At 69.5% G+C, this 14,211-nt stretch carries 15 protein-coding genes; 7 read left to right on the forward strand and 8 right to left on the reverse strand.

Going from position 1 to position 14,211, the window contains the following annotated elements:
- Positions 1-6 precede the first annotated feature (6 nt).
- Positions 7-693: a YoaK family protein gene (locus C2865_RS16840; protein ID WP_106399449.1), complete on the reverse strand. Its 687-nt coding sequence runs from the start codon at positions 691-693 to the stop codon at positions 7-9.
- A complete protein-coding gene (locus tag C2865_RS16845; protein WP_106399450.1) occupies positions 690-1,904 on the reverse strand; it encodes an ammonium transporter in 1,215 nt (404 codons plus the stop codon). The genes C2865_RS16840 and C2865_RS16845 overlap by 4 nt, the downstream gene beginning before the upstream one ends.
- A gap of 182 nt (positions 1,905-2,086) precedes the next feature.
- Here C2865_RS16845 and C2865_RS16850 point away from each other — a divergent pair, with 182 nt between their 5' ends.
- From C2865_RS16850 to C2865_RS16865, 4 genes are all read left to right on the forward strand, one after another.
- The gene (locus C2865_RS16850; protein ID WP_106400014.1) at positions 2,087-3,235 is read left to right on the forward strand and encodes an acyl-CoA dehydrogenase family protein; all 1,149 of its coding nucleotides are present in this window, start codon (positions 2,087-2,089) and stop codon (positions 3,233-3,235) included.
- Positions 3,236-3,258: 23 nt separating this feature from the next.
- A complete protein-coding gene (locus C2865_RS16855; RefSeq protein WP_106399451.1) occupies positions 3,259-4,416 on the forward strand; it encodes an acyl-CoA dehydrogenase family protein in 1,158 nt (385 codons plus the stop codon).
- Positions 4,417-4,427: 11 nt separating this feature from the next.
- Positions 4,428-5,147: a 3-oxoacyl-ACP reductase FabG gene (fabG, locus tag C2865_RS16860; protein WP_106399452.1), complete on the forward strand. Its 720-nt coding sequence runs from the start codon at positions 4,428-4,430 to the stop codon at positions 5,145-5,147.
- A gap of 290 nt (positions 5,148-5,437) precedes the next feature.
- Positions 5,438-7,069 (forward strand): GMC oxidoreductase, encoded by a 1,632-nt coding sequence (locus C2865_RS16865; protein ID WP_106399453.1) that lies wholly within the window; start codon positions 5,438-5,440, stop codon positions 7,067-7,069.
- Between the two features lie 58 nt (positions 7,070-7,127).
- Here the strand turns inward: C2865_RS16865 and C2865_RS16870 are convergent, their stop codons facing one another.
- Both C2865_RS16870 and C2865_RS16875 read right to left on the reverse strand, forming a co-directional pair.
- Positions 7,128-7,607: a carboxymuconolactone decarboxylase family protein gene (locus C2865_RS16870; RefSeq protein ID WP_106399454.1), complete on the reverse strand. Its 480-nt coding sequence runs from the start codon at positions 7,605-7,607 to the stop codon at positions 7,128-7,130.
- Positions 7,604-8,686, reverse strand: coding sequence for an NAD(P)H-dependent amine dehydrogenase family protein (locus C2865_RS16875; protein WP_106399455.1), 1,083 nt, complete (start codon positions 8,684-8,686; stop codon positions 7,604-7,606). The genes C2865_RS16870 and C2865_RS16875 overlap by 4 nt, the downstream gene beginning before the upstream one ends.
- A 241-nt stretch (positions 8,687-8,927) precedes the next feature.
- On the opposite strand from C2865_RS16875, the gene C2865_RS16880 reads away from it, so the two are divergent.
- Entirely contained in the window at positions 8,928-9,692 is a 765-nt protein-coding gene (locus C2865_RS16880) for an SGNH/GDSL hydrolase family protein (protein WP_106399456.1), read from the forward strand.
- Positions 9,693-9,735: 43 nt separating this feature from the next.
- Here the strand turns inward: C2865_RS16880 and C2865_RS41830 are convergent, their stop codons facing one another.
- The 3 genes from C2865_RS41830 to C2865_RS16895 all read right to left on the reverse strand — a co-directional run bounded on the left by C2865_RS41830 (position 9,736) and on the right by C2865_RS16895 (position 12,453).
- Entirely contained in the window at positions 9,736-10,032 is a 297-nt protein-coding gene (locus tag C2865_RS41830; protein WP_106399457.1) for a WD40 repeat domain-containing protein, read from the reverse strand.
- Positions 10,033-10,084: 52 nt separating this feature from the next.
- Positions 10,085-11,311, reverse strand: coding sequence for a PAS domain-containing sensor histidine kinase (locus C2865_RS16890; protein WP_198653387.1), 1,227 nt, complete (start codon positions 11,309-11,311; stop codon positions 10,085-10,087).
- Positions 11,312-11,532: 221 nt separating this feature from the next.
- Positions 11,533-12,453, reverse strand: a complete 921-nt coding sequence (locus C2865_RS16895) for a barstar family protein (protein WP_232835657.1) — start codon at positions 12,451-12,453, stop codon at positions 11,533-11,535.
- Between the two features lie 218 nt (positions 12,454-12,671).
- On the opposite strand from C2865_RS16895, the gene C2865_RS16900 reads away from it, so the two are divergent.
- Positions 12,672-13,043 (forward strand): type II toxin-antitoxin system RelE/ParE family toxin, encoded by a 372-nt coding sequence (locus C2865_RS16900; RefSeq protein WP_198653388.1) that lies wholly within the window; start codon positions 12,672-12,674, stop codon positions 13,041-13,043.
- On the forward strand, positions 13,036-13,368 hold the full coding sequence (locus tag C2865_RS16905) for a helix-turn-helix domain-containing protein (protein ID WP_106399459.1): 333 nt from the start codon (positions 13,036-13,038) through the stop codon (positions 13,366-13,368). The genes C2865_RS16900 and C2865_RS16905 overlap by 8 nt, the downstream gene beginning before the upstream one ends.
- Positions 13,369-13,413: 45 nt before the next feature.
- Here C2865_RS16905 and C2865_RS16910 read toward each other — a convergent pair whose 3' ends face one another.
- The gene (locus C2865_RS16910) at positions 13,414-14,163 is read right to left on the reverse strand and encodes a DNA alkylation repair protein (RefSeq protein WP_198653389.1); all 750 of its coding nucleotides are present in this window, start codon (positions 14,161-14,163) and stop codon (positions 13,414-13,416) included.
- Positions 14,164-14,211: the final 48 nt, after the last annotated feature.

Consider the following 14,211-nt stretch of genomic DNA (forward strand, 5'->3'; position numbering starts at 1 on the left):
GCGTCCTCAGTCCCAGTCCTTTGCGCCGGAAAGCCTGGTGGCGGCATACGCGGCCACGGCGCACCCGGTGAGGAGGGCACCGGCCGCCCACAGGGGCGCCACCGGGAAGAGCTTGCGGTGCAGCAGGCTCGACACCACGGCGCCCGCCAGCAGCGCGCAGATCGAGACGAGCCGCCGGGCCTGCCGGGCGGGCGCGACGGACTCGGCGAACAGCGAGTTGAGCGTGGTCGTGACCACCAGCGGGTTCAGGTCGGACACTTTCAGCGCGCGCGCGATCGCGTACTCCCAGCCCAGGGAGAAGGCGAGTATCACGATGACCGGCCGTCGCTCCCACGGTTCGGTGAACCCGTACCGGGAGGCCAGCACCGCGGCCCCGCAGACGAGAGCCGCATGGACGGCGGTGCCCGCCGCCAGCAGCAGGCCGCGGTGCCGGCGTGCGAACCGCGGCAGGACGGCCTGGCCGCCGCAGCCCGCCCCCACCGCGAAGGCCAGGAGCGACAGCGCGGAGGACAGCGCGGTGTCGAGGTCGGCCACGCTGAGGCCGAGGATGATGACGTTCCCGGTCATGGCGGCGACGAAGACCCCGCCGAGCGCCAGGAAGCTCATCGCGTCGATCATCCCGGTCGTGAAGGCCAGGACGGTGAACAGGAACGGCAGCGGCCCGTCGGTCCGGCCGCCGTTCCGCGTGCTCATCCGATGCGCAGCTCGGTGTCGAGCCCCGCGGTCTCCTCCTTGGGCGGCGGCCGGAAGCGGAACAGGACGTCCACGACCTTGCCGATGAGGTAGGTGAGCACGAACGTGTAGCAGGCGACGGCGAGGATCGCGACGATCTGCTTGCCCAGCAGGGAGATCGAGCCGCCGTAGAAGAGCCCGGCGGTGGTGCTGCCGTACTTGCCGGTGGCGAAGAACCCGAGCAGCACCAGGCCGACGATGCCGCCTGCCCCGTGGATGCCCACGACGTCCAGGGTGTCGTCGTAGCCGACGGTCGTCTTGACCTCCACGGCGTAGGTGCAGACGATCGCGACGACGATGCCGATGACGGTCGCGCCGAACAGGTTGACGTAACCGCAGGCCGGGGTGATGGCGACGAGTCCGGCGAGCGCGCCGGTCGTGCCGCCCAGCCGGGAGAATTGTCCGAACCGCAGGCGTTCGATCAGCATCCAGACGAGCATCGCGACGCAGCCGCACATCATGGTGTTGACGACCGCGTTCGCCGCCAGGGCGCCGTCGGTCAGCGCCGAGCCGCCGTTGAACCCGAACCACCCGAACCACAACAACCCCATGCCCGTCATGACCAGCGGGATGTTCTTGGGCTGCGGGGGCCCCTCCCGGCGGAAGCGCAGGGAGGGTCCGAGCACCACGGCCAGCGCCAGGCCCGCGATCCCGGAGTTCAGCTCGACGACCAGGCCGCCGGCGAAGTCCAGTGCGCCCCACTTGTTGATCCAGCCGCCCGAGGAGAACACCCAGTGGGCGATCGGCAGGTAGACCAGCGTCATCCAGACCGCCCCGAAGACCATCCAGGGCCCGAGCCTGACCCGGTTGGCGACCGACCCGCTGATCAGCGCGAGCGTGATGATCGCGAAGACCAGCTGGAAGAGCGAGTAGACGTACAGCGGGATGACCCCCCGCATGACCCGCGGCGTGGTCCTGAAGAACTGCCAGTCCCCCCACCCGATCAGGCCGACCCCGCCTACGTCCTTGCCGAACGCCAGCCCGTACCCGTAGACGAACCAGATGACGGTCACCACGGCGATCGAGACGAAGCTCATGTACAGCACGCTGATGAGGTTCTCCGCGCGGACCATCCCGCCGTAGAACAGGGCGAGCCCCGGCGTCATGAGCAGCACCATCGCGAAGCTGACGAGCACCCATGCGGAGTCGCCGGTGTTCAACCCATAGGACATGTCCGCACTCCCGATCTAGATCACTACCTTGGGCATAGGCGATCCGTGGATCAGTGAAACCCGCCGTGACCTGCGTCGGAACAAACCTTTATCCGTGCCATCCCTCCTTGCGCTCTTGAAGAAACTAGCGGTGGTAGGTTACTGTGCGCTGAAAACTAGCAGTGCTCATCAAGGGAGCCGGCATGGACTTCACCCTCACCGGGGAGCAGGAGCAGTTCCGGGAGCTGGCGCGGGAGTGGGTCGACCGGGAGGTCGTGCCGCACGCGGCCGAGTGGGACCGGGTCGAGCAGGTGGACGCCGGGATCGTGAAGAAGCTCGGTGAGGTGGGGTTCCTCGGGATGGGGATCGACGAGGAGCACGGGGGGTCGGGGGGCGACTTCCTCTCCTACTGCCTGCTGATGGAGGAGCTCGGGCGCGGGGACACGTCGGTGCGGGGGATCGTGTCGGTGTCGCTGGGGCTGGTGGCCAAGAGCGTCCAGAAGTGGGGGAGCCGGGAGCAGAAGCGGCGGTTCCTGCCGGGGTTGTGCTCGGGGGAGTCGCTGGGGTGCTTCGGGCTGACCGAGCCGGGGACGGGGTCCGACGCGGCGTCCCTGGCGGCGCGGGCGGTGCGCGACGGCGACGACTGGGTGATCAGCGGCACCAAGATGTTCATCACCAACGGGACGTGGGCCGACGTGGCGCTCGTGTTCGCGCGGACGGGAGGCCCCGGGGCCCGGGGGATCACGGCGTTCCTCGTGCCGACCTCCGGCGAGGGGTTCGGGCGGCGGGAGGTCAAGGGGAAGCTCGGCCTGCGGGGGCAGGCGACGGCGGAGCTCGTGCTCGACGGGGTGCGGGTGCCCGACGGGCTGCGGCTCGGGCCCGAAGGGTCCGGTTTCAAGATCGCGATGACGGCGCTGGACAAGGGGCGCATCTCCGTGGCCGCGGGCTGCGTGGGGCTGGCGCGGGGGTGCCTGGAGGCGGCCGTGGCCTACGCGGGGCAGCGCACCCAGTTCGGGAAGCCCATCGCGTCCTACCAGCTCGTCCAGGAGATGCTCGCGGAGATGGCCGTCGAGACGGACGCCGCGCGGCTGCTGACGTGGCGGGCGGCGGACCTCGCCGAGCGGGGCGAGAGGTTCGGGACCGAGGCGTCGATGGCCAAGCTCTTCGCGACCGAGGCGTCGGTCAAAGCGGCCAACCAGGCCGTCCAGGTCTTCGGGGGCTACGGGTACGTTGACGAGTTCCCCGTCGGCAAGGCGCTGCGGGACGCCCGCGTGACCACCCTGTACGAGGGCACCAGCCAGATCCAGAAACTGCTCATCGGCCGGGCGCTGACCGGCATCAACGCCTTCTGAGAATCCGAAAGGACCCCCCGACCATGCGTCGCACAGTTTTCAACGACGACCACGAGGCCTTCCGCAAGACCCTGCGCGCCTTCATCGAGGCCGAGGTGTCACCGCACTACGAGCAGTGGCTCGCCGACGGGCAGATGCCCCGGGAGTTCTACTACAAGCTCGGCGAGCTGGGGACCTTCGGCATCGAGGTGCCGGAGGAGTACGGCGGGGCCGGCATCGACTCGTTCAAGTTCTCCGCGATCCAGTACGAGGAGACTGCGCGGGCCGCGGTGTCGTTCGGCGGCTCCAGCGTGCACGTCGCGTTGTGCCTGCCCTACATCCTCAGCCTGGGCACCGAGGAGCAGAAGCAGCGGTGGCTGCCGCCGTTCGTCACCGGCGAGACGATGTTCGCGATCGCGATGACCGAGCCCGGCACCGGCTCCGACCTCGCGGGCATGACGACCACCGCGAAACTGTCGGAGGACGGAAGCCACTACGTGCTCAACGGCGCCAAGACGTTCATCACCGGCGGCGTGCACGCCGATCGCGTCATCGTCTGCGCCCGTACGGCGCCGCCCAAGGAGGACGACCGCCGCTTCGGCATCTCGCTGCTGGTCGTCGACACCAAGGCCGAGGGCTACTCCGTCGGCCGCAAGCTCGACAAGCTCGGGCTGAAGGTCTCCGACACCGCCGAACTGTCGTTCCAGGACGTGAAGGTGCCCGTGGCGGACCTGCTCGGCGAGGAGAACAAGGGCTTCTCCTACCTCGGCCAGAACCTGCCTCAGGAGCGTTTCAGCATCGCGTACGGCGCGTACTCGCAGGCCGTGGCGGCGGTGGAGTTCGCCAAGAAGTACACCCAGGAGCGCCTGGTGTTCGGCAAGCCGGTCTCCTCCTTCCAGAACACGAAGTTCGAGCTGGCCGCCTGCCAGGCCGAGGTGGACGCCGCGCAGGCCGTCGTCGACCGGGCGCTGGAGGCCCTCGACGCCCGCGAGCTCACCCCGGCCGAGGCCGCCTCGGCCAAGTTGTTCTGCACCGAGGTCGCGCACCGCGTCATCGACCGCTGCCTGCAGCTGCACGGCGGCTACGGCTTCGTCAACGAGTACCCGATCGCCCGGCTGTACGCCGACAACCGCGTCAACCGCATCTACGGCGGTACCTCCGAGGTCATGAAGATGATCATCGCCAAGGACATGGGCCTGTAGGGAGGCATGTGATGGGAAGGTTCGACGGGAAGGTCGCCGTGGTGACCGGCGCGGCGCAGGGCATCGGCGCGGCCACCGCGCGCAGGCTGGCGTCCGAGGGCGCGACGGTCGCGGTGGTCGACCTGAAGGAGCCGCAAGAGGGCCGCGCGTACGCGTGCGACGTGTCCGACCACGCGGCCGTCCGGGAGGTCTTCGACCGGATCGCGGCCGATCTCGGCGGGCTGCACATCCTGGTCAACAACGCCGGGATCACCCGCGACAACCTGCTGTACAAGATGCCCAAGGCCGACTGGGACAGCGTCCTGGAGGTCAACCTGACCAGCGTCTTCAACTGCGTGCAGGCGGCCCAGCGGCACATGGTCGCCCAGCGCCACGGCAAGATCGTCTCGTTGAGCAGCCGTTCGGCGCTGGGCAACCGGGGCCAGGCCAACTACGCCGCGGCCAAGGCCGGCATCCAGGCCCTCACCTCGACGCTCGCCATCGAGCTGGGCCCCTACGGCATCAACGTCAACGCGGTCGCCCCCGGCTACATCGCCACCGCGATGACCGCCGCGACCGCCGAGCGCGTCGGCGCCTCGCCTGCCGAGCACCAGGCGATGGCGGCCGAGCGCACGCCGCTCGGCCGCGTCGGCTCCCCCGAGGAGGTCGCCTCCGTCATCGCCTTCCTGGCGAGCGAGGACGCCTCCTACGTCAGCGGCCAGACCCTCTACATCAACGGCGGCGCCCGCTGACGGACGGGGTCCGGACGTCCCGGGAACGTCTTCCCGGGAGCGGCGGCTCCGCGCCCGGGACGTTCCCGGCGCGGAGCCGCCGAAGACCGCTGATCCGTCTCACTCTCCGGAGCGCCGCCGACACGGGGGAACCGGTCGTGGAATTCCAATCATGAGACTCTCTGATCGGCTGCGACGCGTGGGGGAACCGGTACGTCGGCGGATGCAAAGTTACTTATGAGTAAGTAGTGACTTGGCTCACTCAGGCATGTAGAACAAATTCTATTCCACCCCTGAGTGAGGAGCGTCACTTGAGTGATGGCACCGTGTACAGACCGGGATTGAGCGCGGTCTCGCGTCGCGGATTCATCGTTGGAACAGGTTCTATTCTGGGCGCCGCGGCGTTCGGCCTGCGGCCGGCGTCGGCCGCGCCGGTGCCCGCGCCGATCGCGTCCGGATCCCGGGTCCCGGCCCTGGTGATCGGCACCGGTTACGGCGGGTCCGTCGCCGCCCTGCGCCTGGCGCAGGCGGGCATCGACGTGCACATGGTCGAGATGGGCATGTCGTGGGACACGCCCGGCTCGGACGGGAAGATCTTCGCCAACACCAAGTCCCCCGACGACCGGTCGTTCTGGTTGCGGACCCGGACCAAGCAGCCCCTGAGCAACTTCCTGGGCTTCCCGATCGACAAGAACGTCAACAGGTACACCGGCATCCTGGACGCCGAGGACTTCGCCGGGATCACGGTCTACCAGGGCCGCGGCGTGGGCGGCGGCTCGCTGGTCAACGGCGGCATGGCCGTCACGCCTCAGCGCGACCGCTTCAGCGGGATCCTCCCGTCGGTGGACGCCGCCGAGATGTACAGCACCTACTACCCGCGCGCCAACGCCGGGCTGGGCGTCGCCGAGGTCCCGATGGACTGGTGGGAGGAGGCCGACTGCTACCAGTACGCCAGAGTCGGGCGCAAGCACGCGGAACGTTCCAGCTTCCCCCACGTCTTCGTGCCGAACGTGTACGACTGGAACTACATGCAGCAGGAGCAGGCCGGCAACGCCACCCGGTCGGCGCTGGCCGGTGAGGTCATCTTCGGCAACAACCACGGCAAGAAGACGCTGCCCAAGACCTACCTGGCCCAGGCCAAGGCGACGGGGCGGGTGGCGATCTCGCCGCTGCACGAGGTCACCTCGGTCACCCCGGCGACCGGCGGCGGCTACACCGTGGCCATCCGGCAGCTGAACACCACCGGCGGCACCGTGGCGACCAAGACCGTGACGGCCGACCGGGTGTTCTTCGCCGCCGGCAGCGTGGGCACCAGCAAGCTGCTGGTGAAGCTGCGCGCCACCGGCGCGCTGCCGAACCTGAGCGGCGAGGTCGGCAAGGGCTGGGGCGACAACGGCAACGTCATGTGCGGGCGCGCGAACCACATGTGGGACGCGACCGGCACGCTCCAGTCCTCCATGCCCTCCACCGGCATCGACAACTGGGGTCCGGGCGGGGCGTTCGCGGAGGTCGCGCCGGTTCCCACCGGCATCGAGACCTACGCCTCGCTCTACCTGTCGATCACCAACACCCCGCGCCGCGCGGAGTTCTCCTGGAACGCCGGGACGGGCAGCGCGGAGCTGAGCTGGCAGCGGGCCTGGAAGCAGGACTCCATCACCATGGCCAAGACGATCTTCGACAAGATCAACAGGAAGGAGGGGACGATCTACCGGACCGACTTCTTCGGCGGCACCAAGGTCTGGAACGACGGCCTCACCTACCACCCCCTGGGCGGCGTGGTGCTGAACAAGGCGACCGACAACTACGGCCGCCTGCGCGGATACGCGGGCCTGTACGTCATCGACGGCTCGCTGATCCCCGGCAACACCAGCGTCAACCCGTTCGTCACCATCACAGCGCTCGCGGAACGCAACATAGAAAAGATCATCGCCACGGACCTGTGACGATGACCTGATCGAACAAGCCGGCCGCGGGCGCGTGTGGCCGGCCTTTTTCATGCCCTCAGTGGCCCGGCAGCACGCACACCGCGTCGAGGCCCAGCACGTGGTTGAGGCGCCCGAACGCCAGCCACGCGCCGATGCTCATGCTCAGCTCCACGATCTCGCGCTGGTCGTAGTGCGCGGTCATCCGCGCCCAGAACTCCTCGTCCAGGCCGTGGTGGTCGAGCGCGTAACGCTCGGCGTACTCGGCGGCCAGGCGGGTGCGCTCGTCGAACGCCTCGGCGGTGCGCCAGTTCGTGACGGCGTCGGCGAACTCCTCCTCGACCTTCTGCCCGTCCCGTTCGGTGCGCCAGTCGAGGCAGAAGAGGCAGCCGTTGATCTGGGCGATCCGCAACCGCGCGGCCTCGAACTCGCGGAGCCCGAGCGTCGTGTGCTCGTACACCGACAACGAGAAGGCCGCCGCGGCGGGCCCGATGCCGTGGACCATCTCGCCCCACACGTAGCCGATGGGGTCCTTGCCCTCGGGGATGTCGATGTTCACGGGGTCTTCCTTCCGAGTCTTCCGATCGCGGGGCGCAGCGGGACGTCGAGCGCGTCGTAGAGGCCGGGCCCGGCCTCGGCGAGCCAGTCGACGGCGTTCACGAGGCGGCCGACCGCGGTGGCGTTGCCGCCCTCGGCGCGGTTGCCGTCCCCGTCGAGGGCCTCCAGCGTCACCTCGATGCGCGGGCGGCCCTCGATGATCACGCGGTGGGCGCCGTCACCGCCGTCGGGCGGCGTCGGCCAGTCCGGCGCGCAGGAGGCGTGGATGCGGGTGACGTGCTCGATGACGATCAGGGGCTCGCCGCCGACGATGCCCTGCACCTCGAACCGGACCGCGCCCTGCGTGCCGGCCTCGAAGTCGCCCATCGCCTTGGTGGACACGGTGGCCTCCAGCGGGCGCCGCTCCACGGTCTCGCGGACGTCGTCGAGCTCCACGCCCAGCGCCCGCGCCATCAGCCGCACCTGCCCGCCCCACACCATGGACGGGACGGTCGGGGAGAGCATCGGCGGCTCGTAGTCCATCGGCTGGCCCATGCCGACCAGGTAGCGGACGGAGTCCTCCTGGTCGTAGGTGGTGTAGTCGAAGATCTCCTGGCAGCGCACCGCGTCGACGACGGAGCCCACTCCGCTGACGAGTAGGGGGAGCACGTCGTTGCCCCAGCCCGGATCCACCCCGGAGACGAACAGCGACCCGCCGCCCTCCGCGACCGCGGCCAGCAGCGGCTCGCGCATCTCGGCCGGCGCGTTCCGGATGTCGTAGAGCGCGTACAGGGAGGGCGTGACGACCACGGCCCCCGCCCGTACCGCCCGGACGATGTCGTTGAGCGCGTCGTCGGGCCGGATGTCCCCGGACGCCGCGTACACCACCGCTCCCGGCCCGGCGGCCAGCACGGCCTCGATGTCGTCGGTCGCCGCCACGCCCAGCTCGCGCTCGAGCCCGCCCAGCGTGCCCGCGTCCCGTCCGACCTTGTCGGGGTTGTGGACGATCACCCCGGTCAATTCCAGCCCCGGATGGGCGTCGACGGCCCGGATGGCCAGCCGCCCGACATTGCCGGTGCCCCAGACAACTGTAGAGATCATGCAAATCAGCCTAGCGAGCGTTTGGTTGTGTGAACAGGGTCACAATCCGGTTCGCCGGTCCGGGATCATACGAGCGGCCGGCCGGCCCGCCATCGGGGAGACCACCGGCCTCGGCCGCGGTGGACGGAGGTCTGGGAGGCGGCACAGAAAACACCTCGCACGCTGTCCCGCGAGCCAGCGCTTCGCGGCCGCAGGCATCTGAGAATGTCGGCGTCGTGACCCCCACCTCCAAGGAGAGAACATGCGACACATCCGGCTGCTGCTGGGCGCCGCCGTGGCGGGCCTGGCGTCCTCGCTGCTCATGGCACCCGCCCAGGCCGCGGCTCCCGAGTACGTGGCGCTCGGCGACTCGTACTCGTCCGGGACGGGCGCCGGCTCGTACACGGACGTGGCCTGCACCCGCAGCGCCAACGCCTATCCCGCCCTGCTCGCCGCGGCCCGCCCCGGCACGGTGTTCAAGTTCGTCGCGTGCGGCGGCGCCACCATCCCCGACGTCGTCGGGAACCAGCTGTCGGCCCTCGGCGCGAACACCACCCTGGTGACGATCAGCATCGGCGGCAACGACTCCGGCTTCGCAGCCACGATGCTCACCTGCAAGTACGCCACCACCTACCAGTGCCGCTCGGCTCTGGAGGAGGGCCGGGAGTTCGTCGAGGAGGAGCTCCCGTCCCGCCTCGACTCCCTGTACGCCCAGATCCGCTCCCGCGCGCCCCGGGCGAAGGTCGTGGTCGTCGGCTACCCCTACCTGTACAAGCAGGGCGGCCTGTGCCTGGGCGGCCTCAGCTCCACCAAACGCACCATGATCAACGAAGCGGCCGACGTCCTGACCGGTGTCCTGTCCGCCCGCGCCGCCGCCGCCGGCTTCACCTTCGCCGACGCCCGTCCGGGCTTCGCCGGCCACGAGATCTGCACCACCGCCGAGTGGATCGACGCCTCCAACGTCCACCCCACCGCCACCGGCCACGCCCAGGGCTACCTCCCGGCCGTCACCGCCGCGGCCTCCTGAAGCCCTCCTGGCGACCGGCGGCCCTGTCCGCCCTGCCTTCCGGTCAGGGCCGCCACAACCGCACCGAGCCGTCGGCACTGCCGCTGGCCAGGACCCTGCCGTCGTGGTTGAACGCCACCGACTGGACCGTGCCTTCGTGGCCTTTGAGGGGTCCGCCGAGGGGAGCCGGGTGGTCCCAGCGGGGAGGAGGTCTGCTGCCGCAGGGCGATTGGCGGTGGGGCGGTGACCGGGTTCCTCGGACAGCAGAGCGCACAGGATCGGTTGCAGCGGTCCTGCGTGCACGGGGGGTTCGACCGCGCCGTGGACGACGGCCATCAGCAGGGCGGCGCGCAGGGACCATATGTCGGACGAGGGTTCACCCTGCGTCCGCGGTGACGCCGGACTCGGCGGGGTCAGGGCCGACGCAGTGGCAGGCGCAGGATCAGGCGGGCTCCGGAGGCGCCGTCGGCGCGGTGGGCGGAGTGCAGGGTGCCGCCATGGGACTCGGCGATCTGGCGGGCGATCGGCAGGCCCAGGCCGCTGCCGCTCGGATCGCTGGTGCGCGCGTCGGAGCGGCGGAAGAAACGGGTGAAGACTTCTTCCCTGTCGGCGTCGGGAATGCCGGGTCCGTCGTCGATCACCTCCAGCACCGCCTGGCCGTCGTCGGCGGCGACGCTGACCTCGATGCGGGAGCGGGCGTGGCGTTCGGCGTTGGCCAGCAGGTTGCCCACCAGGCGGGCCAGCCGGATCGGGGAGCCCTCCACCACGATTCCGGGGTCCAGGTGGGTGGTGATGGCGGTCTTGAGGTCACGGCGGGCCAGTTCGTCGCGCACCAGGTAGGCCAGGTCGACCTGCTCGGTCGGCGCAAGTGCCCCCGCCTCCAGGCGTGCCAGTTCCAGCAGATCGCCGATGATGTCGCCGAGCCGTTCGGCGTCGTGCAGGGCGGCCAGCAGGATCTCGCGCGGGTCGGCGTCGGGGTCGGCCAGCGCGTCCTCCAGCCGGATCTGCAGGCCGGTGACCGGGCCGCGCAGATCGTGGGAGGTGTCGGCGACCGCCTGGCGCTGGTGCCGCACCATCTCCCGCAGCCCTTCGGAGACTTGCCGCTCTTCGGCTTCGGAGCTGCGCAGCCGCCGGTTGATCGACTGCAGCTCCCTGGTCTGGGAGAACAACTGGGCCTCGACCGCCGCCGCGTGGATCAAACCGGCGTCGGAGAACGCCGATAGGCCGTCCTCCCGCATCCGGTCGATGAACGAGGTCACCTCCTGTATCCGCACGATGACGCCGCACACCGTGCCTTCGCGGTCCAGCAGCGGAGAGCTGGCCACGCTCCAGTACCGCTCCTCGGAGGCTCCCGGACTGCCGGGCACCTCGATGTCATAGCGCTGCAGCATCAAGGTGTCGGCCTCACCCTCGCCCCCGGCCAGCGCCCGCTCCAGCGACGACCGCAGCACCGCCACCCCCTCTCCAGAGGAGCCTCCCGGGAACACCTCGAAGATGTTGCGGCCGATGATCTCCTCGCGCGTACGATCGAGCAGCCGCTCATAGGCCCGGTTCACCGCGACGAAGACCAGATCGGGCGACAGCAGGGCCAGCGCGGCCGGAGCGGCGTCGAACAAAGCCTGGAAATCCACCTCGGCCACCGGAGCCCCCGTACCGTCGCACCCTCGAATACCGTTGCTGACCTGTGACAACACTACGCCGGTCCCGCCATCGAGCCGCTGACCGGCCTCGTCGTGATACCGCCACAACAAAGATCGACTTCTGGCGCCGGTCTCCGCACCCGGTCTCCTGAGGGGCCGGGAGGGGTGGCACTCCTGTACGTCACCGAACCACCGCCAAGGTCATCCCCCCGCGCCCTCGACTACCGCGACACGACCTCGACCCCGTCCTCGGCGAGCCACTGAAGCACCTGGTCAACGGTAATGTCGAGGACCTCCGCATCCGGAACGGAGACAGAGACCCAACGGCTCCGTGCGACAGCGAAGTCATGCCACACGAGCTTGAACGGCCTCGCCGCACCCCACCCGCCCAGCGTGCAGTCATGCAGGGCGCCGAGGTTCCATCCGAAGTAGCCGCCAGGTCCGTTGACCGCTTCACCGATGGCGCAGTAGAAGCCCTCGATATCGGTGACGTCGCGTCCGTCGAGGTGATAGACGGTGCCGGAGGGCTTGTCGGGCGTATCGCGCGGATGATGGAACAGCGCCGCACTTGCCCACTGGAGACGGGTTTCGCGGTCGTACCGCGCCCAGCCGCCGGGTTCGGCCGGACGACCGGCGCGCCAGAGCTCCCAGATCTGTCGCGCCTCCGCGGGTATCGGGTCGGCGATGGCGGCGTCGAAGGCCACGTCGAGCAGCCCGTCGCCCAGCACCGAAGGGCGAACATCGGCCACCGACGCCTGAAGAGAGGCCCCGACGGACGTCGCGGTGCCGTCATCGGCCACGCTGAAGACCGAGGCGAGGATCCGGCGGCGCCACAGGGCGCCGCCGGGATTCCCGGCCCCCCGGGCGAGCGCGTCCAGCGCCCGCCGCAGAGGCGGCTCAGGACGGCATCCGAGCAGCATCGCCGGTCGAAGGACGGACTCCTCGAACACGTCCGGGCATCCGACGCCATCCGCCGAAGGCCCAGGGGGCACATCAACGAACAACCCGTCGATATCGGCACATGCCGCAATCGCAGTGTCCGGTTCGCCCATGGTGTATTCATCGACCAGCAGCCAGCGAAGCGGCACCGACTCGTCCCAGCGCCACCGCAGCTCGCCCGGCGTCTTCTCGTCATCGGGCACCGAGCCGCCCCTCCCGTCGCGACCTGTAATGCACCGTCCGGATTCAGGGAAAGTCTTCCACCCGAATCCGGACCCAGGCGTCAGAACAAGGCCAGCACGATCAGAGGGAGCTCATGGATGCTCGACATGCAGCAGTTCAATACCCAAGGCACGTTCTGTGATTAACCTATTACGGCTTGCGCTCTCGCCAGCGACATAAGAAATCTATTATGCTGGCCATGAAATGGACCATCGTGATCGTTCCGGAGGTCGCCGAGTGGCTCCATGCTCTGCGCAAGAGCGACAGGCCTACCCTCGGTCTGATCACGGCCGCTCTCGACCAGCTGGCAGCCGAGGGGCCGGCACTGGGACGCCCCTTGGTGGACACGCTCACCGGTTCGAACCTGTCGAACATGAAGGAACTGCGGCCAGGTTCCACCGGGCGCGGCGAGATGAGGATGCTCTTCGTCTTCGACCCTTGGCGCAACGCGGTCGTCCTCGTGGCCGGTGACAAAGCGGGTCGGTGGAAGAGTTGGTACCCGGCTGCGATGGAGGAAGCCGAGCAGAGGTACAGGCGACACCTCAAGGAACGGGGAAGACGAGATGGATGAGGTCACTTGGGACGAGCTTCGCAAAGAGCTCATCGAGCCCGAGGATGAGCCGCTCATCGAAGAGCAGCGCCGGCGACTGATCGCCCGCCAACGTGCCTACAAACTCGTCGAAGCTCGTCAACGGCGTGGGCTCCGGCAGATCGACATCGCCGAGGTGATGGGCGTCTCCCAAGCGCGGGTCTCCCAGATCGAACATGGCGTGATCTCCGAGGTCGCGACCCTCGCCGCTTATGTCGCGGCACTCGGCGGGCAACTCAAGGTCGTCGCTGATTTCGGCGACGACACCATGGTGCTCGACGTCCCAGGAGGCAAGCGCGCCTCATGACCGGAGCGTAGAGCGGCGGTGGCCGGTGTCGGCGTCCAGGGTGTCTTACGCGGTCGGTGCTGCGGTCGGCTGTTCATCGCCGCCGGGTGGGGCGTGCTCTCGGCGGCGCTTGACGAACCGTGCCCGTTCCTCCGGGGGCAGCCGTTCGGTCGCGTGCCGGACGGTGATGCGCGGCAGTTCGGGGGCGTGCCGGTCGAGGAAGTCCACCAGCGCCCGCTCGTCGTGGCGGCTGATCTCCCGCAGCATCCATCCCAGCGCTTTGTGGATCAGGGGCTCCGGATCGCGGCGCAGCGTGAGGACCAGCTCGAACGTCGGCTCGTGGCGGCCGGCGCGGATCAGCGCCAGGGTGGCCACCACGGCGATCCGCCGTTCCCACAGCGAGGTCGAAGCGGCGAGCCGGTCCAGGACGTCCGACGCCGACTCCAGCAGCCACGGCCCCAGCACGACCGGTGCGGAGCCGTCCACCAGGTCCCAGTTGTCCACATGGCCGGTGCGCGCCAGGTAGAAGTCCACCAGCGCACCGCGGTCGGCGCCGCGGGCCGTGCGCACCTGCTCGGCGAGGACCAGCAGTCCGGCGAAACGCTCGTCATGGACCCTGCTGCGCAGCAGCGAGTCCACTTCGTCCAGCGTCAGGTCCCGGTAGGTCCGGGCCAGCCCGCGCAGCACGGGGACCCGTACGCCGAGCAGTTCGTCGCCGTCCGCGGGAGCGAGCACCCTCTCCTGCTGGGCGCGCACCCGAGGCTCGGCCAGTTCGCGCAACTCGGCCCGCAACCGCTCAAGAGGTGCATCCGCCATATCTGGACGATAGTGCAGCACGCAGCCGCCGTCTCGGAGAGCGGCGCA

Origin of the sequence: Actinocorallia populi, from assembly GCF_002995495.1 — a bacterium.
Taxonomy (GTDB): Bacteria; Actinomycetota; Actinomycetes; order Streptosporangiales; family Streptosporangiaceae; genus Actinocorallia; species Actinocorallia populi.